The sequence below is a fragment of the Phycisphaerae bacterium genome (assembly GCA_018003015.1).
In the GTDB taxonomy this organism is placed as follows: Bacteria; Planctomycetota; Phycisphaerae; order UBA1845; family PWPN01; genus JAGNEZ01.
This window is the reverse complement of sequence record JAGNEZ010000006.1, coordinates 138187-160761: the sequence shown is the minus strand read 5'-3', so window position 1 is coordinate 160761 and position 22575 is coordinate 138187. Positions and strand designations below refer to the sequence as shown.

Sequence of the window (22575 nt, the reverse complement as noted above, 5' to 3'; positions counted from 1 at the left end):
AATCCTGATCCGGACCGTGCTCGAACCTACTTGGCCGGGGTGATCGTGATCTTGCGGTACTCGATCTTGCCGTGGTCGCCCTGAAGGTAGATTGGGCCGGGCTCGAGATCGTTGTTGTCGATGGCCCCGCCGGTCATTCCCGGTATTTCGACGTTGTCGATCACTTTCTCCCCATTGAAGACCAGAGTCACGTACTGGCCGCTGAGCGTGACGTCGTAGGTCTGCCATTCACCTGCCGCCTTGCAGACGTTCTTGGAGGGGAGGATGCGTTCATAGATCGCTCCGCTGCCACCGCCGCTGGGTGGGCCGCCTTGACTGTCGGCCACCTGGATCTCGTACCGGCCGCGGAGGTAGACGCCGCTGTTGCCGTGCTGCGGAACGCGGAACTCGACGTGGAGCTTGAAGTCGCCGAACTTCTGCTCGCTGACGATGTTGGCACCTCCCGAGGTCCACAGGATCGAATCGTTCCCTTCCTTCTTGACTTCCCACTTGAAGTCCTTGGGATCGCCCAGCGGCTTCCAGCCGTCGGTGTTTTTGCCGTTGAACAACTCGATGGGATCGCCGTACTTGCGCGTGCGGGTGGCGACCAGCCGAGTGGTTTTTCCGTCCGTGGTCACTTCGCCCTCCATGATGTCGCCTTTGACCACCATCCGATAGAGTGACTCCGCGACCTTGAAGGTCAGCGTACCCCGGATCATCTTTACATCCCAGATCTTGTCTTTCTTGTCGCCGGTCAGGCTGCCGCTGATCTTGCCGTTCTCCGCCCCGAGGGTCAGGGTCCTCATCTCGGTTGAGCCTTCGACTTTCAGGCTCCAATCGCCCTTGACGTTGAGCATGGGCACCCATCGTTTGGCGGAGAACTTCTGTCTGTTATTGCCGTTGACTCGCTCGCCGGTCATCGTGTTGCCTTTGACCGTGCCGGTGTAGGTCCAGCCGGCCTTGAACGTGACCTTGTCGCCCTCGACCTTGGGCGGCTCGATCTCGTGGCAGCCACCTGCCTCAGGCTGGAAGCTCGCCTTGAACTTGTCGCCGTCGGCCAGAATCTCGATCCAGCAGTATCCGCTCGGTTGGCCGTCACCGATCACGATGTTCCATCGGCCCACAGCCGGAGCGGCCAGAACCGAGGCTACGTTCAGGACCAGTGAACCGGACACCACACCAAGCAACGTCAGAATGCACTTCATCGTCTGTCTCCAACCAGAAAGAGTCACCGGGGTTGCGGCAACCGAACCCTCAACGGGAAGACTATTGTGCAGGCTCGAGGACCGCCTGGCAAGCAAGGGCGAATCCCGGCATTGGCGAAGAAGGGCGGCGTGTTTACAATCCCGGTCATGCGTGAGGTTTTTGCCAGGCTGACCGCTGGTTTGCGCGTTTTATCACTCATGGTCGCTGGCGGGCTCACATCCCTGACGGGTTGCGGGCCGGCCGCGGAACTGCAGCTGGTACAGCCTCAGCTCGCCGGCCGCCAGCAGAGCGTCCAACTGCACAGCGACCGAGCGTACTGGTCGCCCGGGGGCCAAGTGGATCGGGTTCTGATTGAATTCCCTTTGCCCGGCGCCAGCACCGGCCGCCCCACCTTCCTCCTCTACTTGCGGATTCCGGCTGGTGTAGTCGAACCGGCGTTCTGCCCCGTGACGGCTCCAGCCGACACCGGCGTGCAAAACGGCGGCGATACCAAGCCCGCGGATGTCCCGCCCGGCAGCCAGCCCTCGGTTGCGGGTGGCAGGAATGCAGCACGGGGTTTCTTCATTCAGACCCGCGGCGACTATGCCGGCCTGGCCCTGGTCACCAGCGGAACCATCGGAGTGAGAGGTGAGTCGACTGCGGCGGAGGCGGTGCGCGAACTGCGCCTTGAACTGGCCTGCGAAGACGGCAGCCGAATCACCGGACACCTGACCGCCCGCCGCGACGACTGGTACCTTCGCAGGTTCGAGGCGCGTGAGCGCCCAGCTGATGTCCAAATCGTCACGGAGCATTGACCCGCTGCGAAGCGCAGCGGAGGAGAACCGAGGGCCGGGAAGCGTCCCGGACGGAGAACGTGTCCACGGACCGAAAAGTGCCGGTTCCCGGGCACGGTTTTCGGCACCGCTTGGGCCGGCGACGATTCACGCGTGTATCGCTGGATGAACCCGGTGACTGCATGGGCAACTGGATCGACATTACCCGCACGCTGAGGCCGGGCATGGTCCATTGGCCCGGCGATCTAGCGTTTGAACTCCGGCGAGTTGTGACCCTCACCGGCCCGAGCACCGCCAATCTGAGCGAGATCCACACCAACGTCCACGCCGGCACCCACGTCGATGCACCGCTGCATTACATCGATGGCGGCATGGACGTCGCCACCCTGCCGCTCGAACGACTGTGCGGACCCGCCACCGTGGTGGATGTAGCTCAGGAACGCGACGTTACCGCCGAGGACATCCACCGGGCGTCGATCCCCCCGGGCGACCGTGTGTTGTTGAGGACGACGAGCGGCCGGCTCTGGTCCAAGAGCACGTTCGACCGGCAGTTCTTCGCCCTTACCGCTGGCGCCGCCAGCCTACTGGTCGAGATCGGAACCCCGCTGGTGGGCGTCGACTACCTGTCGGTTGACCGCTTCGACGCGGGGGACGCCCCGGTCCACCGTATTCTGCTCGGCGCCGGTATCATCCTCCTCGAAGGGCTGGACCTCGACACCGCTCCTGCCGGGAGATATGAACTGATCGCCCTGCCGATGAAGATTGCCGGAGCCGACGGAAGCCCTATCCGGGCGATCATGCGACCCAAGTGAGCAGACCGCGCCGAGAGGACGTAGTCTGCTCATTCGTAGCGCGATTTGCGGGTCTCGCTCAGCTCATAGAACAGCTCAACGTAGCTGTCATAGCGCGACGGGTCGACCGCGCCCGCATCGACGGCCTCTTGGATGGCGCAACCCTCCTCGTGGATATGCACGCAGTTGGGGAAACGGCAGTGCTGCAGGCGATCGACAAACTCGACGAAGTGGGTCTCCAACTCGTTCAACGGGATCATGGCCACGTCGAGGGCCCGGATACCCGGCGTATCGATGACCGCCCCGCCGATATCGAGTTTCAGCCAGACAGCGGTTGTCGTGGTGTGACGACCTTTCTCCGTTGTGGCGGAGACGGCGGCCGTGGGCAGATTGAGGCTTGGCTGAATCGCGTTCACCAACGAACTCTTGCCCACGCCACTCTGGCCAGCCAAGAGGGTTGCCTTGCCCGCCAGAAGGGCACGCATTTCCTGCAGCCCATGGCCTGTGGCCGCGCTGGTGGCGACCGCGGCATATCCCAGACGGCGATAGCGGTCAACAATCTCGTTCGCTTCGCCCTCCGCGTCCAGGTCACACTTGTTCACACAGATGATGGCCGTGAGATTCCCCGCGTGGCAGGCAACCAGATACCGGTCGATCAGGTGCGGTTTCAGCACCGGCTCGCGAATTGAGCTCACGATGAGCGCCTGATCGACATTCGCGGCGATGACATGTGTTTTCCGGCCGTCGCTGCGCGTCAGCGACGTCCGGCGCGGGGCCACCCGAACGATGACGCCCTCCTTGAGTTGACCCTGGCTGTCGGCCACGACAGCGAACCAGACGCGGTCGCCGGCCACGACTGGATGGCGGTTGCGGATGGACATGGTGCGGAGGATGCGTCGCACCGTGCATGGCCAGACGCATTGTCCATCGTCCACGTCGACGAACTGCCCGCGGACCGCGACGGCGATGCCCTCGGCGAGCGAGTCATCCGGGACATCGCCGCCTTGCTCGATGATGGTGCGTTTTCGGGACAGGTCACCCCGGGCCTGGACGCTCTCGCTGAACGGTGTGACCTGATCGTGACGGGTGTCGTGTTCGGCCGGGGGATGCCATTGCTTGCGCCGCCCGGGTCGCTGGCGGTTGGGACGGAAATCGACCCGGCGCTTGTCTCCTCCTCCACGAGATGGCGGCTTTCTGCCCATGGCTGCTGGCGGCTCTATTCCAGTTCGCGCAACCGGAGGTTGCGGTACTCGACCGGTGTACCGTGGTTCTGCAACCCGATGTAACCCTGGTTGGGCACGGCCGACATGGGTGGGTCCTTCGCCCTGGGTTGGACGTTGTCAAAACCGGTGTCCACGGTCACGTGGCCGTTCAGCTCGACGCGTACATGCCGGTCATGCACCGTGATCCGGAAGTGGTTCCATTGACCGGTTGGTCTGGCGTACTTGGCCGGGGCGGGCACCCGCCGGAACACGGACCCGCTGGCGTCGGTCAGGTCCTCATCCACCGCGTCGTCGCGGATCTGAATCTCGAAGCCCTTCATTGAACTACGGCCTTCACGATCAGGCACGCGCAGAAAGATGCCGGAATTGGCCTTATCGGAAACCCGCCAGTCGAGATCGAGCACGAAGTCGCTGTACCTGCGATCGGTGCTCAGCCAGGCGTACTTGTTCGTCTTTCCGTTGCACTTGAGGATCTTCCCCTGTTCGGCGGTCCAGGCGCCGGTGCTGCCGATCTCGGTCCAGCCGGCCAGGTTGCGGCCGTTGAACAAGGGGGCGCCGGTCTGGCAGCCGGCCGCGGCCAGCCCGGCAAGGAGGATGAGAGGGTACACCATGCGGGCCACAGGTCACCTCCGATACGCGTACTCGTCGGCTATCTATACCCGTGAAGGCCGGGCGATTCCAGGGCTCAGGCGGTGGCCGCTTCCGGGGCCGGCAGTGCGGTTGGGTACTTGGACAGAGTCAGATGGAAGGCGTCACGGAGTTTGCGGGTGCGGTCGTTAGACCGCGGGGTGAAGCCGAATCGCTGCTCGTCGCGGGGCAGCTGCATCCTGGCCATCCGCTTCCAGCCCCGGTTCATGCCGTGAATGAACAGCGCACTGGTCAGGCTCCGCGTCATCCACCAAGTCCTAAGAGTGCGAAGCCACACCCAGGAGGTATTGGCTGCGGCGTGGCGCAACTCGTAGATCATCTCATCGAGGCGCGAGGCGGTCATGCGCCTGGGATGATAGACGGTTTCGACGAAGGTGTAGCGCTCCCAGTCTTCGGGGTAGTGGGTGGCGAAGATGCGGCCTTCCGACATCCATCGCTCGTAGAGCTTGGTGCCAGGCAGCGGTGTCAGGTTGGTGATCTGGATGGTATCAATGCCCAGCTTGACGGACTGGACGGCGGTCTCGGCCACGGTGTCCTCGGTGTCCTGGTCAGCGCCGATGATGAAAGCCCCAAAAACCGAGATTCCAGCGCGATGGAAACCCTCGACCAACTCCTTGTAGCGCAGGAGGTTATTGCGGTTGATGCCCTTGTGGAACTCCTTGAGTGATTCGGGGTTGAAGGTCTCGAATCCGATGAGCATTCCGCGGCAGCCGGCCCGGTAAGCCAGACGCAGGCCCTCGGCATCCTCGCCCATGTTGATCGTGGTTTGGCTGAACCAGAGTCGCTTCTTGCCCCGGCGGATGATCTGCTCGAGCAGCTGTTTGGCCCACTCCGCGTGTTTGGGGCCGACCCCGAAGAAGTTGTCGTCGGTGACGAAGATGAACCGGCGGGGGGTCTCGTTCCATTCCTCGAGAATCTCCTCGATCGGGCGGCGACGGATCGCGGGCCCGTTGAACTTGGTCACGCTGCAGTACTCGCAGCCGACGGGACAGCCCCGGGATGTCTGGATACTGGCCACGTCGTAGCGACCGTTGATCGGCTGGAGGTGTTGGCTCGCGTGGCCGATGCCCGGCCGGTTGACCTCGACGATGTGGCCGATGTAGCGGGTTTTGAGTGCTCCCTTCTCGGCATCGGCGATGATTGCGGGCCAGATGTCGTCACATTCGCCGATCGCGACGGAGTCGAAAGAACGGGCAGCCTCGTCCGGGACGGCCGAGGCATGGGGCCCGCCCATGATGGTCTTGATTCCCTCGTTGCGGCACTGGGCGGCGATCTCGTAGGCACGCGTGGCCCCGCTGGAGTAGCTGGTGACCCCGACCAGATCGTACTGACCTCGGCGAATCCGGCGATCCGTGGCTTCGAAGCCGAAGATTTCGTCGATCAGATCGACGGTATGAGGCTCAGGGACGAGCCGGGCCAGGACCTGAAGACCCAGTTGTGGGATCTTGCTTCCCATGGTGTGGTAACCCTGGCAACGCCGGGCAACGGGATTGATGAGTGCAATACGCATGAAGTTCGAGCTCCAGACACGGGATGCGGCATTGGCCGCGAAGGAACTTGATGTCGACCTCCGGGTCCATGCCTGAAGCAGGGCTGGTCTCCGGCACCCAGGAAGGGCTGACCGCGCGACAGCCCGAGACATCCCGTCCAGCCCCGTTTGTCCGGGAAGAGCATAGTGGGTGGCCGTGGGGGGGTCAATCGATCGACACAGGTAGGCCCTTGCGGGCTGTCCCTGTCACACCACCATGCATACGGGTCTCGAATCCGCTCCTTGAACTGCTGGCGAGCCATCGGCGCGATCCGCCGCTCGGGCTCCCGCTCTCTGGTGAAGCTGAACGCCAGGAATCTGTGGTCCCAGGGCCGTACTTTTGGCCTCATTGACCTTGAGTTTCGGCCGTCGGGTGATGAACTACGCGACGCTGGACTTGACGACCAACTCAGCCCGAATCGCGCCTCCGAGTTGCCAAACATGCTTGGTGCGCAAAACGACCCCGCGGCCGGGAACCAGCCGCGGGGTCTTTGTTATCGACAAACAGTTTTCGCGTAGCTGCCAGAAGCAGCAGTACCCTGCTGCGTTATGGCAGCTCACCTATGCGACAAGACACTGGGTCACCTCCTCTCTGGACTAGGCATCCCGGGTCACCCGCCATCCGGCTGTCGCCATCCAGACTCGACGCGTGTCGCCGGGCTTGGTCCAGCCTCGCCAGGCATGCCGGCGAGGACACCGATGCCCCTTGATCAAGGTTGATGCGGCGTTGGACCATTCTCCGCCGGTGCGATGCCTTTGGATCGCCGCCCGGACTCTGGAGCAGGCCAACGAGCACCGTAGTCACTTCTATTATACGCTTCAATCGGCCGAGAGTGCCAAGCCGATCCAGAAAAAATCCGGGCATCGTCATCGGGAGATCACCCCCTGACCACGGCAGCCATGCGGGGACCGCCTTGGGTCTGCCGGTCAAGAAACACAAAGGGCCGTAGCCTTCTGCGAGGCCACGGCCTTTTGCTCTGCTCGTTGCCGGCCAAGGGCCGGTGTGGACGATCAGTGAAGCCGCAGATGCCCGGCGGCTCGCAGGAAGATCATTTGCGGCGCTTCACGCCGTACTTGCTGCGGCTGCGATTCCGGGGCCGGTTCTCCTTGTCTCCGCCCACGCCGGCGCAATCCAACGTACCGCGGATGATGTGGTAGCGGACGCCGGGAAGATCGCGGACACGACCTCCCCGCACAAGTACAATGGAGTGCTCCTGGAGGTTGTGGTCGATGCCCGGGATATACGCAGTGACTTCCTTGCCGTTGGTCAAACGAACACGGGCCACTTTGCGGAGGGCCGAGTTTGGTTTCTTAGGCGTCTGGGTCTTGACGAGCAGACACACGCCCCGCTTCTGGGGGCTCTGCTCCAGATCACGAACCTTGGACTTGCGGGCCTGCTTCTCGCGACCCACTCGAACAAGCTGATTGATGGTCGGCATTCGTTTCCTCGTTTTCATGCGCTGCCGGTACATCCGTCCGGCACAGCCTGGCTAGGATACCCGAAACTCGGGTCGAATACTACTCCTGCGAACCGCTCTGGGGTGCTTGTCCCTCGGCGGCCGTCACCGGCACGTTGACTGGGGTTGCGGCCAAGGTACCGGACGCCAAGTCGGCGGCGGCGGCGGTGGCCTCGGCCATCATGGCGTGGGCCTCGGCCGGGGCCAGTTCCTTCTCGGGAATGGGCTCGGCCAGGTGCTTCACGCGCAAGTTCAAGTGTTTCTTGAAAGCCGTTCCTGCCGGGATCAGGTGGCCCAGGATGACGTTTTCCTTCAGACCCAGCAGGGTATCGGTCGCTCCGCTGATTGCGGCCTCGGTCAGCACCTTGGTGGTTTCCTGGAAGGAGGCCGCGGAGATGAACGACTCGCTACCCAGTGACGCCTTGGTGATCCCCAGGAGGAGGGTGGTCGCCGTCGCCCGGCGAGGTTTTCGGTCCTTGGTTGGCGGCGTTCCGGCGGCCTCCTCGCACTTGGCGACGGCCGCATCGAAGTCTTCGCGGGTGACGACCGTACCGGCGGCCAGGCCGCTGTCGCCCGGGTCCTTGATCTTGATACTGTTCTCGATCCGGTCGTTCTCGGCTCGGAACCGGAACTTGTCGACGACTTCGCTGGGCAGGAAGTTCGTGTCGCCCGGCGACTCGATCTTCACCTTCCGGAGCATCTGGCGGAGGATGATCTCGATGTGCTTATCGTTGATGGTCACGTTCTGGCTGCGGTAGACGGCCTGCACCTCGTTGAGCAGGTAGACATAGAGGGCCTCCTCGCCCTTGATCCGCAGGATGTCGTGGGGGACGAGCGGGCCGTCGACCAGCGGGTCGCCGGCCTCGACGCGGTCCGAGCCGTGCACCAGGAGCATCTTGTCTTGGGGGACATGGTGTTCCTTGGTCATCCCGCCGTCGCTCTTAATGACGATGGTCATCTTACCGCGGCGCTTGTCGGCATGGATCTCGACCACACCGGAGATCTCGGCCATCACCGCGGGCTCTTTGGGCTTGCGGGCTTCGAAGATCTCGGTGACCCGGGGCAGACCACCGGTGATGTCCTGGGTGCCGCCCATCGCCCGCGGCTGCCGGGCGAGCAGCATACCCGGGACAATGGAATCGCCCTCCTTGACCTCGATACGGGCTTTGGCGGGCAGGTAGTGGTAGTCGAGCACGTTGCCCTCGCGGTCCTCGATCACGATCTGCGGGTGCTTCTCTCCCTTGTGCTCGATGACCACGTACTTGGCCCCTTCCCGCTCCTGCTCCATGCGAACGGTCTCTCCCTCGGTGATATCGCTGAAGCGGACCAGACCGGCCTTCTCGGCCAGGGTGGGAGTGAGGTGCGGATCCCAGGTCGCCAACTGGGTGCGGGCGGCGACTTCCTGGCCGTCACGCACGAGGATCTCGGCGCCATAAGGCACTTTGTAGCGCTCGAGTTCCCGGTTCTTGGCGTCCAGCACGATGATCTCGCCGTTGCGTTTGAGAGCAACGATGCGCGAGGCACCGCCCGGCTCCTTGGAAGGCACTTCGACCGCAAACAGCTCGGCGAAGCTGATCCGGCCGGCCTGGGCGTTGCGGATCTCGCTCTCGACGACCGCACGGGTGGCCACGCCACCGGTGTGGAACGTACGCATGGTGAGCTGAGTACCGGGCTCGCCGATCGACTGAGCGGCGATGATGCCGACTGCCAGGCCTTCTTCGACCAGGACATTCGTGGAGAGGTCCACGCCGTAGCAGCGAGCGCAGACGCCTCGCGGGCTCTCGCAGGTGAGTGGGCTGCGCACGCGGATGGTGTCGAGGCCGAGCTTCTCGATTTGGGTGGCAATCTCGCGAGTGATGATCTCGTTCTCGTCGACGATCAGTCGGTCGGTGATCGGATTGCGGATCGCGTCGCGGGCGCAGCGGCCAACGATGCTCTCGCGGAGCGGAACGGCGATCTCCTCGCCCTTGTAGATCGCACCCTTGGTGACGCCGTTGATCGTGCTGCAGTCCAGATGGTTGACGATGACGTTCTGACCGACGTCGGCGAGCTTGCGGGTCAGGTAGCCGGAGTCGGCGGTCTTGAGCGCGGTATCGGCCAAGCCCTTACGGGCCCCGTGCGTCGAGCTGAAGTACTCGAGCACCGTCAGGCCCTCGCGGAAATTGGACTTGATCGGCGTCTCGATGATCTCGCCTGACGGCTTGGCCATGAGGGCGCGCATGCCGGCCAGCTGGCGGATCTGGTCCACCGAGCCGCGAGCGCCCGAGTCGGTCATGAGGAAGATCGGGTTCAGGTAGCAGGTGCCGCCCTCGACGTTCTCCAGGATGTAGCTTCCCTGCTCGTCGCGGCGGTCGTGCTTCAGCTCCTTCATCATTTCCTTGGTGACCTGCTCGCGGGCGTGGACCCATACGTCGACCAGCTTGTTGTGTCGCTCGAGCTGGGTGATGGAGCCCTGCTTGAACTCCCGCTCGGTACGGTCGACGATCTTCTGGGCGGCGGCGATGATTTTGCCCTTGGCCGCGGGCACCCGGAGGTCGTGGATGCCGATGGACAGGCCCGCCAGGGTGCTCCAGCGGAAGCCGATGTTCTTGATCTGGTCAAGCAGATCGATGGTCGCGGACCGGCCGAGCTGGTGGTAGCAGTCGGCGATGACCCGGCCGCAGCCCTTCTGGCTGAGCGGGTAGTTGTACATTGGCATGGCCGCCGGCAGGATGTCGTTGAAGATCAGCCGGCCGACGGTGGTTTCGACGATGCCATTGGACGGCACGGGCTGGGCTCCGGCGGTCTGCGCGGTGATCGACTGCTTGCGGTCGACACGGCACAAGATCTTCTCATGGATGCCGATCTTGCGCTGATCATAGGCCATCATGGCCTCATGGGCCGTGCTGAAGAACCGCGGCTTGCGCCGGGGGTCTTCTTTGCCAGCGCTGTAATCCAGTGTCAGGTAGAAGATCCCCATCACGATATCCTGGGACGGGGACATGATGGGGCTGCCGTTGGCCGGGCTGAAGATGTTGTTGGTGGACAGCATCAGCACGTGGGCCTCCGCCTGGGCCTCGATCGACAGGGGCAGGTGGACGGCCATCTGATCGCCGTCGAAGTCGGCGTTGAAGCCCTTGCAGACCAGAGGGTGAATGCGGATGGCGTTTCCTTCGACCAGGGTCGGCTCGAACGCCTGGATACCCATTCGGTGGAGGGTCGGTGCACGGTTGAGCAGTACCGGGTGGTTGATGATGACTTCCTCGAGGATATCCCAGATGTCCTGGTCGCGGCGCTCGAGCATCTTCTTGGCGCTCTTGATGGTATCGGCCAAGCCGCGGTCCTTGAGCTTGCGGATGATGAATGGCTGATACAGTTCGAGAGCGATCTTCTTGGGCAGACCGCACTGGTGGAGCTTGAGCTCCGGCCCGACCACGATGACCGACCGAGCGGAGTAGTCCACGCGTTTGCCGAGCAGGTTCTCGCGGAACCGCCCCTGCTTGCCCTTGATCATGTCGGTCAGCGACTTCAGCGGGCGGTTGCTGCTGCCCAGGACAGCCCGTCGGCACCGGCCGTTGTCGAACAGGGCGTCGACCGCCTGCTGGAGCATTCGCTTCTCGTTGCGGATGATGACTTCCGGAGCGTTGAGATCGACCAGTTTCTTAAGCCGGTTGTTGCGGTTGATGATCCGGCGGTAGAGGTCGTTGAGGTCGCTGGTGGCGAAGTTTCCGCTCTCCAGGAGGACGAGGGGGCGGAGGTCCGGCGGAATGACCGGGATGACCTCCATGACCATCCACTCGGGATCGTTGCCGCTCTTGCGGAGGTTCTCAACGATCTTCAGCCGTTTGCTGAGATCCTTGATCCGCTGCTTGCTGTTGGTATGGGCCAGCTCCTCGCGCAGTTCCTCGGCGGTCTTGGCCAGATCGAGGTGCTGGAGCAGGTGTTTGACCGCCTCGGCGCCGGTCTCGGCGACGAACCCGTGATCGCCGTACTTCTCGCGGGCCGCCCGGTACTCCTCCTCCTTGAGCAGTTGGCGAGGCTTGAGCGGCGAATCCAGCGGATCGACGACCATATAGTCCTGGAAGTAGATCACCTTCTCCAGATCGCTGGTCTTCATGTCCAGCAAGGCGCCCAGACGGCTGGGCATGGCCTTGAAGAACCAAATGTGGACGACGGGGGCGGCCAGGTTGATGTGCCCCATCCGCTTGCGCCGCACGCGCGAGTGGGTGACCTTGACGCCGCAGCGATCGCAGATGATGCCTTTGTGCTTGGTGCCCTTGTACTTGCCGCAGGCGCATTCCCAGTCGCGCTCCGGCCCGAAGATCCGCTCGCAGAACAACCCATCCTTCTCCGGCCGGTAGGTTCGGTAGTTGATGGTCTCCGGCTTCTTGACCTCGCCGAACGACCAGCTCCGGATGTCATTGGGCGACGCCAGCGAGATCTTGACACTGCCGTAGTCGTTGATTCGATCGTAAACGTTATCTGCCATGGCTTGAGGGTCCTTTGTCTCAACAAGAACCGTTTTGTCCGCTCACACGCCGCTTCGCTGAATGAACCGTCAGATCAGGTGTTTCTTCTCGAGCTGGATATTCATGCCCAGCCCTTTGATCTCGTTGCAGAGCACGTCGAACGACACGGGTGTACCCGCTTCGAGCGTATTGGTACCCTTGACCATCGACTCGTAGATCTTGGTACGACCTTCAACGTCGTCGCTCTTGACGGTCAGCAGTTCCTGGAGCACGTAGGCGGCGCCGTAGGCTTCCAGACCCCAGACTTCCATCTCGCCGAAGCGCTGGCCGCCCGTGCGAGCCTTGCCGCCCAGCGGCTGCTGGGTGATCAGCGAGTACGGGCCCGTGGAGCGGGCGTGGATCTTGTCATCCACCAAGTGGTGCAGTTTCATCATGTAGATCAGGCCCACCGTGACCGGGCGATCGAACGGCTCGCCGGTGCGGCCGTCATAGAGCCGGACCTTGTGATCGCGAGGCATTTCGACCATCACTTCGCGGGTGTCGCCGGCCTTCTGGATGGCCTCTTTCTGCTCGCGGCGTTCCCTGACCCGCTGATTGGCTTCCTTGACGCTCTCGAGGATTTCCTTCTCCTTGGCCCCGTCGAACACCGGGGTCACGGCCTGGAAACCGAGGATCGCGGCCGCCCAGCCCAGATGGGTCTCGAGGATCTGGCCGACGTTCATACGCGAAGGCACGCCCAGCGGATTCAGGAGGATATCCACCGGGATGCCGTCCTCGAGGAAGGGCATGTCCTCCTCGGGGAGGATGCGGGCGATCACGCCCTTGTTACCGTGGCGACCGGCCATCTTGTCCCCGACGCCCAGGTGCCGCTTGGTGGCCACGTAGACCTTGACCATCTCGAGCACGCCGGACGGCAGCTCATCGCCGCGCTTCATCTGAGCGAGCTTGCGGTCGCGCTCCTCGATGATCTCCAGGACGCGCGGCCAGTAGCGATCGATGATCTTCTGGGCCTCGGCCCTGGCAGACGCCGACTTGAGCCACTTGACGTCGCCACCGGCCATCTGGGTGGTGAAGCTGTCCACCTGCTCCATGATGACCTCGTTGGATTCCGAGTGGCCGACCTTCTGCTTGGTGGCGGGGTCGACCATCACCTGGCCGGTGGATCGCTCGACCTCGGCGCACATCTTGCGGAAGATGTCCACCACCTTGTCGTCCTGAACCTTGCGATAGTCGCGCATCTGTTTCTGCAGCTGCTTCTTCTGCTCGTCGGTCAGGTGGGTCCGACGGCTGAACCACTTGGTGTCGATGACTACCCCTTCCTCGCCGGCGGGCAGTTCGAGGGAGTCGTTTTTCACGTCCTCGCCCGCCCGGCCGAAGATCGCGTGCAGGAGTTTCTCCTCGGGCGACAGTTCACTCTTACTCTTGGGGCTCACCTTGCCGACCAGGATGTCGCCTGGTCCGACGCGGGTGCCGATCCGGACGATGCCGTTCTCGTCCAGGTTGGCCAGGGCCCGCTCGGAGACGTTGGGGATATCCCGGGTGAACTCCTCGCGGCCCAGCTTGGTCTCTCGGATCTCGATGTCATACTCGTCGATGTGGATGCTGGTGAACACGTCGTCCTTGAGCAGCCGTTCGCTAATCAGGATGGCGTCTTCGAAGTTGTACCCGTCGTAGGTCATGAAGCCGACGAGTACGTTCCGTCCCAGGGCCAGCTCGCCGTTCTTGCAGGCCGGCCCGTCAGCGATGATCTGGCCCTTCTCGACCTTCTGGCCGAGCTTGGCCAGCGGCTTCTGGTTCAGGCAAGTGCGCTCGTTGAGACCCTGGAACTTGCGGAGCACATACTCCTCGGTCCCGTCGATCTCGATCCGCTTGGCATCCACTGCGGTTACGGTGCCGCCCTTGCGGGTCCGGATCACCATGCCGCTGTTCAGCGGAACCTCCTTCTCCATGCCGGTCGCCACGATTGGCGGCTCGGCACGCAGCAGGGGCACCGCCTGGCGTTGCATGTTCGAACCCATCAGGGCACGGTTGGCATCGTCGTGCTCGAGAAACGGGATGAGCGAGGCGGACACGCCCACGGTCTGCTTCGGGGAGATATCCACGTACTCGATCTGCTTGGCGTCGGCCATGGCCAAGTCGCCCTTGATCCGGGCGAGCGACGCGCCATCGTGGAGCTTTCCGGTCTGGGGATCAGCCACCTCCGGCGGGGCCAACACGGTCATCATCTCTTCGTCGGCCCGGAGCATGGCCGTCTCGCCGTTGACCTTGCCCCGGCTGACCTTGCGGTAAGGGGTGACCAGGAAGCCGTACTCGTCGATGGTGCTGTAGATGCTCAGTGAAGCGATGAGACCGATGTTCGTGCCTTCCGGCGTCTCGATCGGGCAAATCCGGCCGTAGTGGCTGATATGTACGTCGCGGACTTCAAATCCCGCTCGCTTTCGGTTCAGACCACCCGGGCCCAACGCACTCAGACGCCGCTCGTGGGTGAGCTGGCTGAGCGGGTTGGTCTGGTCCACAACCTGGGACAGTTCGCCCCGGCCGAAGAAGAACTCGATGCTTGACGAGATGCTCTTCGAGTTCACCAGCTCGGCGATTTTCTCGATGGTCTCGGGGTCCTTGAGGCTCATGCGCTCCTGGACCGTGCGGCGGAGCTTGAGGAATCCCTTGCGCATCTCGTCGGCAGCCAGCTCGTCGATGGTCCGAAGGCGGCGGTTGCCCAGGTGGTCGATGTCATCGACCTCGTAGGATGCCTCGCCGCTCCGCAGCAGCAGCAGGTACTTCAGCGAGTTGACGAAATCCTCGACCCGCAAAGTCATCTCTGTCTCGGCGACGTCCTGGTTGAACTTGCGGTTGAGACGGAATCGGCCGACCCGCCCGAGGCGATAGCGGTTCTCGTCGAAGAATTTTTCGTGGAGCAGCTTCTCGGCCTTCTCCTTCTGCGGGGGGTTGCCCGGCCGGAGCTTCGCGTAGACCCGGAGCAACGCGCCTTCGTAGTCGCTGCAGCCGTCTTCGGCCATGGTGTTCAGGACCAGCGGATCGGAGACGTTCTCGATGACCGCCACGCTTTTGAGACCCATCTTCTGAATGCGCCCGATCGCGTCGCCAATCTGGCAGCCGCCCTTGACCAGCACATCGCCGGACTCGTCGTCCACGATGTCGCTCACCACGTACATCTCCGGCTTGAGCGAAGCGGGGCGAGCATTGCGGATCTTGTCGCCATAGAACGCCTTGACGATGGCCTCGTTGGAGCCGTACTTGTCGTCCATGGCCCGCAACAGCGTGGTCGCGGGGATCTTCGCAGACTGGTCGATGCGAACGGCCAGCAGGTCGCGCTTGGTGACCACGATCTCGATCCAGCTCCCGCGTTCGGGGATGATGCGGCAGGCGTGCAGGGCTCGGTCGCCCTCGGCCTGGACCTTGACGAAGTCCACGCCCGGTGAGCGGTGAAGCTGGTTGACGATGACCCGCTCCGCGCCGTTGATGATGAACTCACCACCGCCCATCATAATGGGGATTTCGCCCAGGTAGATGGCGTCTTCGGTCATGACGTCGGTGTTCTTCCGGGTGAGGCGGACCCGTACCCGGAACGGCATGCCGTAGGTCAAACGGAGTTGGCGGCACTCGTCGGGGGTATATCGTGGTTTGCCCAACTCATAAGAAACGTACTGGAGTGACATGTTTCCGTCATAGCTCTCGATCGGAAACACTTCCCGCAACAGCGCCTCGAGCCCTTCGGCTTTGCGTTTGCCGGGCTCCACCTCTGCCTGAAGAAACCGCGCGTAGGACTGCGTCTGGATTTCCGTCAGGGGAGGGATGGGGAGGGAGTCGCCCAAGCGACCGAAACTCCGAACATGCTTCAAGTTCAGCATACCCATGGTTCCTTTCCTGCGAGGGTCACCATCAGGACGGAATCCGACGCGGAGCCATCTGTTCGACTGGTGGTCCTGCCGCCGGCCTCCGTTGGGCCGACGCGCCAGCCGATCACGCTCCGCGGGAGGAGGGACGGTTCAAGCTCGTGCGAGCAGGCTCGGTCTCCCAAGCCCAGTCGCAGGAGTTTGAACTCCTGCCCGCCGCCCTTCCGGGCGACGGAGACGAATGTCGCGGTCCGGACCGCGAGGGGTCACCTCGCGGCCGGATTCGCGTTAGGGTACTCACTTGATCTCAACGGCGGCTCCAGCCTCTTCGAGCTCCTTCCTCAGCTTCTCGGCCTCGTCCTTGGGCAAGCCTTCCTTGACCGTCTTCGGGGCGCCCTCGACCAGATCCTTGGCTTCCTTCAAGCCGAGGTTGGTGGCCGCACGAACAACCTTGATCACGTTGATCTTCTTCTCGCCGCCGCTCTTGAGGATCACGTCGAAGGAGGTCTTCTCCTCGGCGGGGGCTGCGGCCGCTCCGCCGCCCGCCGCTGCGGGAGCCATCATCACCGCCCCGCCGCCTGCGGGCTCGATGCCATGATCTTGCTTCAGGCAGTCCACCAGTTCTTGGGCCTGCTTGAGTGTCAAACCAACCAGCTTCGCCGCCAGGTCCTTCGTCTCGGCGCTGAACGTTTTTGCGGGGGCATCCGACATTGTACCTAACTCCTCGTATTTCCAGGCGATACGAACAAGCCCGCCTGATAGGTGGCGTCCCACTGACGCCTATTTAATCCGGTGCACCGGACCAATCTGCGGCGGTCGTCGACCGCTACCTTGTCGTCCACATCCAGGACCCAAACCCTCGGAGGCACAACCAGGCTCCGAACCCACCAGCTTTGCCGAAAGCCCGATCAGTTCTCTGAAGGCGCGGCTTCGGCGGGTGCAGCCTTCTCCGCCTTCTCGATCAGGGCCTTGAGGCAGCCGGCGATGCGACCACCTCCCAGCAGGCAACCAGCCAGCCGGCCGCCAGGGCTCCGAATCAGGCCGGCCAGATCCGCCAGGGTCTCCGTTCGACTCTTCATGATGGCGAGTTGTTCGACGCCGACGAGTTCGCTGTCGCCGTCGAGAACGCCGACCAGCAGTTCCATTTTGGGATAGTTCTTCTTGAGGCCGACCAGGGCTTTGGCCGCGTCGATCACGGATTCGCCGCCGGTGACCAGGGCACACGGGCCCTTGAGGGCGGCATTGATCGGCGCCAGGGCGGTATCGCCGAAGGCTCGCTTGGCCAGACTGTTCTTGACCACCTGCAGGCGCAGGTTCTTAGCGCGCAGTTCGCCTCGGAGCTTGTTGGTCGCGATGGCATCGAGGCCGATCACGCTCACGATGCACGCCCCGTCCAGGTTCCCATACCGGTGACGGTATTCCTGGGTCATCAGGTCTTTGATTGGTTTACTCATCGCTTATTCACACCTTGTCCAGAGGTCTCAACTGATGTCCAACGCCACCGACGGGGTCATGGTTCCCGAGACACACACCCGCTTGATGAACTGGCCCTTGGCCGCCGGGGGTTTCGTCTTGCGGATGTGATCGACGAACCGCTCGATGTTGGCCACCAGATCCTCGGGGCTGAAGCTCGCCTTACCCACAATGGCGTGGACATTGCCGCCGGCGTCGTTGCGGTACTCGAGTTTGCCAGCTCCATATTCCCTGACTGCCTGGACGATATCGGGCGTCACGGTGCCGGACTTCGGCGAGGGCATCTTGCCCTGCGGGCCGAGCACGCGGCCCAACTTGCCGACCTTGCCCATCACGGCGGGGTGGGCGACGGCCACGTCGAAGTCGGCCCATCCATCGCTGACCTTCTTGATCAGGTCGTCGGCCCCGGCCTCGATCGCTCCTGCAGCCTTGGCGTCATTGGCCAGCTCATCGGGACAGAAGGCAATGACCTTTTTGGTCTTGCCGATACCCTTGGGCAGCGAGATCGACCCGCGGACCATCTGGTCGGCCTGCTTGGGATCGATGCCCAGCCACATGACCAGCTCGATGGTCTGGTCGAAACCCTTCCGGGTGCGGGCTCCCTTGTAGTTCTTCTTGACCTTGACCGCGGCCATCTCTTTGAGGAGCTTAACGGCATCGGGGATCGATCGCTTGACGTTGCGATCCCCGAGCTTGGCCACCTGCTCTTTGTACACCACGCTCGAATGCGGCATGTCTGCCTCCCACTGAAACCATTCGCACGGGCGGCCGATCCGTGGTCAGATCGCAGCCGCCTCTCCCACGTCGCTACGGCACTAACCCTCCACCACTTCGATGCCCATCGACCGGGCGGTACCGGCGATGATGCGATCGGCATGGGCGGGGTCAAATGCGTTGAGGTCCTTCTTCTTGCGTTCGCTGATCGTCCGGATCTGCGACCAGGTCACCTTGCCGACTTTCTCCTTGTTCGGCACACCGCTGCCCTTGGCGATGCCGGCCGCCTCGCGAAGCAGAACCGCCGCCGGGGGGCTTTTGACGATGAAGCTGAAGGTCTTGTCCTTGTAGACGGTGATCTCGACCGGGACGGTCATGCCACCCAAGGAACTGGTCTGGGCGTTGAATTGCTGGACGAACTGCCCGATGTTGACGCCATGCTGGCCCAAGGCTGGACCGATCGGCGGGGCCGGGGTCGCCTGCCCGCCGGGGGCCTGCAGTTTGATGACGGTTACGATCTCTTTTGCCACGGCTCAAGTACCTTTCTACATCTTTTCCAGTTGCCAGTATTCGACGTCCACGGGGGTCGCCCGGCCGAAGATGGTCAGTAGCACGGTGACAATCCCCTTGGTCTCGTCGATGCTGTCGACGTGTCCCTCGAAGTTCTGGAACGAGCCTTCCTTGATCTTGACCCGATCGCCCTTGGCGAACTCGAGACCCTGGAGCGAAGCCTCCTCGTCTTCCTTGGCCGAGGCCAGCAGCATCAGCTCCACGTCGTGCTCGCGCATGCTGGTCGGCTTGTTATCCGAGCCGATGAAGTCGCCGACTCCGGTGGTTTCCTTGATCATGAACCACACGTTTTCGGAGACGGAGCCGTCCTGTTCGGTGGCCATCTCGACGAAAACGTAGCCGGGGTAGAGCTTCTTCTCATAAACCCGGACCTGGCCGGCCTTCATGCGTTTCTCTTTGGCGGTCGGAACGAGCACGCGCCCGACCCGGTTCTCCAGCTTCTCGATCCTCACTTTGCGCTCGAGGGCCTCGCACACCTGGTCTTCCTTGTTGCTGGCCACGCGGAGCACGTACCATTTCATCCCCGGCCGGGTCGGCTCGACGCCGCCGGCCTTGGGCGTGGCGGGCGGCGGCTGTGATGCCCCCGTCGCTCCGGCGGAACCGCCCGCCGCTGTCACCATGCTGTTGTCCGACTCAGGTGTGCTCATGATCCGATTCCGAATAGCCGCATCCCGGGAGAGCCGTTGTCTACGCCTTCAGCACGTGGATCCAGCGGAAGGTCTGCATGAAGATGATGTCCGCGAGGAAGATCAACGCGCCGATCAGGATCACCCAGACGATCACCACTTTGGTCGAACGAATCACGTCCTTCTTGGAGGACCAGCTCACCTTCTTCATCTCGCCCTCGGTGGCGATGAAGAACTCGTTGGCCTTGCGGTTAAGCCCGACGATCCAGTACAGCACGGCCGCCATCACCAGGATGAAGCCGACAGACACGCCATACTGGACCGGCAGGGCATAGCTGGCCTTGGGGTTGATGATGCCCCCCAACTGCGAACCGATGAACAGACCCCCGGCGATGATGATGACGCCGGCGCCGAGGGCGGTGCCGAGCCGGGTGTAATAGCCCTGGCCAGGCCGGTAGATGCGAAGACCGCCGCCACCCAGGGTGGTCTTGACCTGCGGCTTTCCTCCGCTCCCGCTTCCCGAGACAGCATCACTCACGAAACCATACCTCCCGAAGCACGAGGACTCATGACAGGAGCGGAGGGATTTGAACCCCCAACCGCCGGTTTTGGAAACCGGTGCTCTGCCAATTGAGCTACGCTCCTACTTCCGTTTGACCTTGTGTACCGTGCGCTTCCGAAGCCGCGGGCAGTACTTCTTCAACTCCAGCTTCGGAGTGCCACCCGACACATTCACGGAAATACGGTAGTTCAGGTCCCCGGTCTCACTGCACTGGAGCCAGACCCACTCCCGCTTGCTTGCCTTGGCCATGGCCAGAACCTCTTGCTCACTGGAAACCTGAACGCGCCGATCGCATCGCGACCGGCCCATCGTGCGTCCTCAAGACGGTGCGGCGGCTGGTCCGTCCGCCCGCAAGGTCCTGCCCGACGCACGCTACTGGACGATCTTGACCACCACGCCCGAGCCCACGGTGCGGCCGCCCTCGCGAACGGCGAAACGGAGCCCTTCCTCCATGGCGATTGGCTTGCCCAACTCCACTTCGAGCTCGATGTTGTCGCCGGGCATGCACATCTCCGCCCCACCCAGCAGGTTGAGGGAGCCGGTCACATCCGTGGTGCGGAAGTAGAACTGCGGCCGGTAGCCGCTGAAGAACGGGCTGTGGCGCCCGCCCTCCTCTTTCTTCAACACGTACACCTGGGCCTGGAACTTGGTGTGCGGGGTGATCGTGCCCGGCTTGGCCAGCACGTGCCCGCGCTCGAGGGCGGTCTTCTCGACGCCTCGCAGCAGGACGCCGACGTTGTCGCCAGCCTGGCCCTGGTCGAGGGTCTTGTTGAACATCTCGACGCCGGTGACCGTGGTCTTGCGGGTCTCGCCCAGGCCCACGATTTCGACTTCGTCGCCGACCTTGACAATGCCGCGCTCGATACGACCGGTGCCGACCGTACCGCGGCCCTTGATGCTGAACACGTCCTCGATCGACATCTGGAACGGCTTGTCGATATCCCGCGCGGGCTCGGGAATGTAGCTGTCGATGGCGGTCATCAGCTCACCGATGCACTTGTTCTTCTCGGGGTCGTCCGGATTGGCCAGGGCGAGGCTCGCCGAGCCCTTGATGATCGGAATTTCGTCGCCCGGGAAATCGTACTTGCTGAGCAGCTCGCGGATTTCCATCTCGACCAGCTCGAGCAGTTCGGGATCGTCGACCAGGTCGACCTTGTTGAGGAAGACGACGATTGCCGGGACGTTCACCTGGCGGGCGAGCAGAATGTGCTCGCGAGTCTGGGGCATCGGGCCGTCAGCCGCGGACACGACCAGGATAGCGCCGTCCATCTGGGCGGCACCGGTAATCATGTTCTTGACGTAGTCGGCGTGTCCCGGGCAGTCCACGTGCGCGTAGTGCCGATTGTCCGACTCATACTCGACGTGCGACGTCGCGATGGTCAGAATCTTCGTCGGGTCGCGGCGGCCTTCCTTCTCCGAAGCCTTGGCCACTTCGTCGTACGACTTGAAGGTGGCCAGGCCCTTCTTGGATTGCACCATGGTGATGGCCGCGGTCAATGTCGTCTTGCCATGGTCGACGTGACCGATCGTGCCCACGTTCACGTGCGGTTTCTTGCGTTCAAATACAGCCTTGGCCATGTAACCAGATCCTCCACTCTAATGGGTTCTACAAGCCGTTTTTTGTTCCGCCGGACGCCCTGCACGCGTCGGCCACGCCGAGTTCTCCTCCCGGCACGATAAATCCCAGCACTGTCCCAACAGACAAGACGAGGCGCCACTCGCGCCTCAGTCGCGGCTGCGTCCGACGCAACCGCACCTCCTCAAGCCACCTATTCGCCGTTCGGCCCACACCCTGGGCAACTCGTCCCCAGGGATTCCACCCGGCGGCCACTGGCAAAGCTGCTGATGGGGATTGGACCCATGACCTCGTCCTTACCAAGGACGCGCTCTACCACTGAGCTACAGCAGCGGGCTACCCCGGCCTCAAGCCGCCAATCCCGGCACTCTCTGCCCGCTCTCACGGCACGCGGGCATACCGGGACCGCCCATGCCTGTAGCCGAAGATCGCTCAGTATAGCCGTTTCACTGCCGCTGTCAAAGGCCTGGTCTCGGCCCCAAGCCGTTTTTTTTGAGGCCCATTCGGGCCGTCCGAGCGGCTTGGCCTCCGTTCGCCCAAAGCCATCCACTCAAGCCGCCGACATTCGCCGCTCCCGCCTGTGTCGGAGCGACCGCCAGGCTGGTGGCCGTCGGCCCCATGCCGACCTGAAGGATATGCACCAATTAACACATGTAAAGCATTGAAATAAATGACGTTAAAGTAAAGTCGGCGTCCACCGGCATCGGCACGCTCGACCCCGACGTCACGGCTTCGCCCTACTTGCCCACCGGCCGATTCGCGCCATCGACATGGACCACGATCGGCTTGTGTCGCCGGGCGGCGGCATCGTCGAGTTGGCAATAGGAGATGATGATCAGCTGGTCTCCAGGAACGCCCATGCGAGCGGCCGGGCCATTCAGCATGACCGTGCCCGACCTGGCCGGGGCCTTGATCACGTAAGTGATGATTCGATCGCCGGTACTGACGTTGAGGACGTGAACTTGCTCGCCCGGCAACAAATCAGCCTTCTCGATCAAGTCCTGGTCAATCGAGATACTGCCTTCGTAGTCAATCTCCGTGCCCGTCAACGTGGCACGGTGGATCTTTGACTTGAGCATCAAACGCTGCATGGTCTGGGGACGAGAAGCCGTGGGCAAAGGATGTAACGTGGGAAAGGCAAGTTATA

General features: G+C 62.9%; 18 protein-coding genes and 2 tRNA genes. 2 read left to right on the top strand and 18 right to left on the bottom strand.

Going from position 1 to position 22575, the window contains the following annotated elements; genetic code table 11:
- Positions 1 to 26: 26 nt before the first annotated feature.
- Complete coding sequence (locus KA354_04705; protein ID MBP7933930.1) at positions 27 to 1184, bottom strand: DUF1080 domain-containing protein; 1158 nt, start codon at positions 1182 to 1184, stop codon at positions 27 to 29.
- 129 nt (positions 1185 to 1313) lie between these two features.
- On the opposite strand from KA354_04705, the gene KA354_04700 reads away from it, so the two are divergent.
- A complete protein-coding gene (locus KA354_04700; protein ID MBP7933929.1) occupies positions 1314 to 1979 on the top strand; it encodes a hypothetical protein in 666 nt (221 codons plus the stop codon).
- 59 nt (positions 1980 to 2038) lie between these two features.
- Positions 2039 to 2770 (top strand): cyclase family protein, encoded by a 732-nt coding sequence (locus tag KA354_04695; GenBank protein MBP7933928.1) that lies wholly within the window; start codon positions 2039 to 2041, stop codon positions 2768 to 2770.
- 29 nt (positions 2771 to 2799) lie between these two features.
- Here KA354_04695 and rsgA read toward each other — a convergent pair whose 3' ends face one another.
- The 17 genes from rsgA to KA354_04610 form a co-directional block, all read right to left on the bottom strand.
- Positions 2800 to 3951 (bottom strand): ribosome small subunit-dependent GTPase A, encoded by a 1152-nt coding sequence (gene rsgA / locus KA354_04690; GenBank protein MBP7933927.1) that lies wholly within the window; start codon positions 3949 to 3951, stop codon positions 2800 to 2802.
- 14 nt (positions 3952 to 3965) lie between these two features.
- Positions 3966 to 4583, bottom strand: a complete 618-nt coding sequence (locus KA354_04685; GenBank protein MBP7933926.1) for a DUF1080 domain-containing protein — start codon at positions 4581 to 4583, stop codon at positions 3966 to 3968.
- Between the two features lie 74 nt (positions 4584 to 4657).
- Complete coding sequence (locus KA354_04680) at positions 4658 to 6130, bottom strand: B12-binding domain-containing radical SAM protein (GenBank protein MBP7933925.1); 1473 nt, start codon at positions 6128 to 6130, stop codon at positions 4658 to 4660.
- A 1067-nt stretch (positions 6131 to 7197) separates the two neighbouring features.
- Entirely contained in the window at positions 7198 to 7587 is a 390-nt protein-coding gene (gene rpsL, locus KA354_04675) for a 30S ribosomal protein S12 (GenBank protein MBP7933924.1), read from the bottom strand.
- A 79-nt stretch (positions 7588 to 7666) separates the two neighbouring features.
- Entirely contained in the window at positions 7667 to 12073 is a 4407-nt protein-coding gene (rpoC, locus tag KA354_04670) for a DNA-directed RNA polymerase subunit beta' (protein MBP7933923.1), read from the bottom strand.
- A 69-nt stretch (positions 12074 to 12142) separates the two neighbouring features.
- Entirely contained in the window at positions 12143 to 15928 is a 3786-nt protein-coding gene (gene rpoB, locus KA354_04665) for a DNA-directed RNA polymerase subunit beta (GenBank protein ID MBP7933922.1), read from the bottom strand.
- Positions 15929 to 16204: 276 nt separating this feature from the next.
- The gene (rplL, locus tag KA354_04660; GenBank protein MBP7933921.1) at positions 16205 to 16618 is read right to left on the bottom strand and encodes a 50S ribosomal protein L7/L12; all 414 of its coding nucleotides are present in this window, start codon (positions 16616 to 16618) and stop codon (positions 16205 to 16207) included.
- A gap of 197 nt (positions 16619 to 16815) precedes the next feature.
- Positions 16816 to 17361, bottom strand: coding sequence for a 50S ribosomal protein L10 (locus KA354_04655; protein ID MBP7933920.1), 546 nt, complete (start codon positions 17359 to 17361; stop codon positions 16816 to 16818).
- Between the two features lie 27 nt (positions 17362 to 17388).
- Complete coding sequence (locus KA354_04650) at positions 17389 to 18114, bottom strand: 50S ribosomal protein L1 (GenBank protein ID MBP7933919.1); 726 nt, start codon at positions 18112 to 18114, stop codon at positions 17389 to 17391.
- A gap of 81 nt (positions 18115 to 18195) precedes the next feature.
- The gene (gene rplK / locus KA354_04645; protein MBP7933918.1) at positions 18196 to 18624 is read right to left on the bottom strand and encodes a 50S ribosomal protein L11; all 429 of its coding nucleotides are present in this window, start codon (positions 18622 to 18624) and stop codon (positions 18196 to 18198) included.
- Between the two features lie 15 nt (positions 18625 to 18639).
- A complete protein-coding gene (gene nusG / locus KA354_04640) occupies positions 18640 to 19311 on the bottom strand; it encodes a transcription termination/antitermination factor NusG (GenBank protein MBP7933917.1) in 672 nt (223 codons plus the stop codon).
- Positions 19312 to 19351: 40 nt separating this feature from the next.
- Positions 19352 to 19828: a preprotein translocase subunit SecE gene (secE, locus tag KA354_04635; protein ID MBP7933916.1), complete on the bottom strand. Its 477-nt coding sequence runs from the start codon at positions 19826 to 19828 to the stop codon at positions 19352 to 19354.
- A gap of 34 nt (positions 19829 to 19862) precedes the next feature.
- Positions 19863 to 19935, bottom strand: a tRNA-Trp gene (locus KA354_04630).
- Entirely contained in the window at positions 19934 to 20101 is a 168-nt protein-coding gene (gene rpmG, locus KA354_04625; GenBank protein MBP7933915.1) for a 50S ribosomal protein L33, read from the bottom strand. The genes KA354_04630 and rpmG overlap by 2 nt, the downstream gene beginning before the upstream one ends.
- 123 nt (positions 20102 to 20224) lie before the next feature.
- Complete coding sequence (gene tuf, locus KA354_04620; protein ID MBP7933914.1) at positions 20225 to 21430, bottom strand: elongation factor Tu; 1206 nt, start codon at positions 21428 to 21430, stop codon at positions 20225 to 20227.
- 259 nt (positions 21431 to 21689) lie between these two features.
- Positions 21690 to 21761 (bottom strand) — tRNA-Thr (locus KA354_04615).
- A gap of 404 nt (positions 21762 to 22165) precedes the next feature.
- Positions 22166 to 22519, bottom strand: a complete 354-nt coding sequence (locus KA354_04610) for an aspartate 1-decarboxylase (protein ID MBP7933913.1) — start codon at positions 22517 to 22519, stop codon at positions 22166 to 22168.
- Between the last annotated feature and the right edge of the window lie 56 nt (positions 22520 to 22575).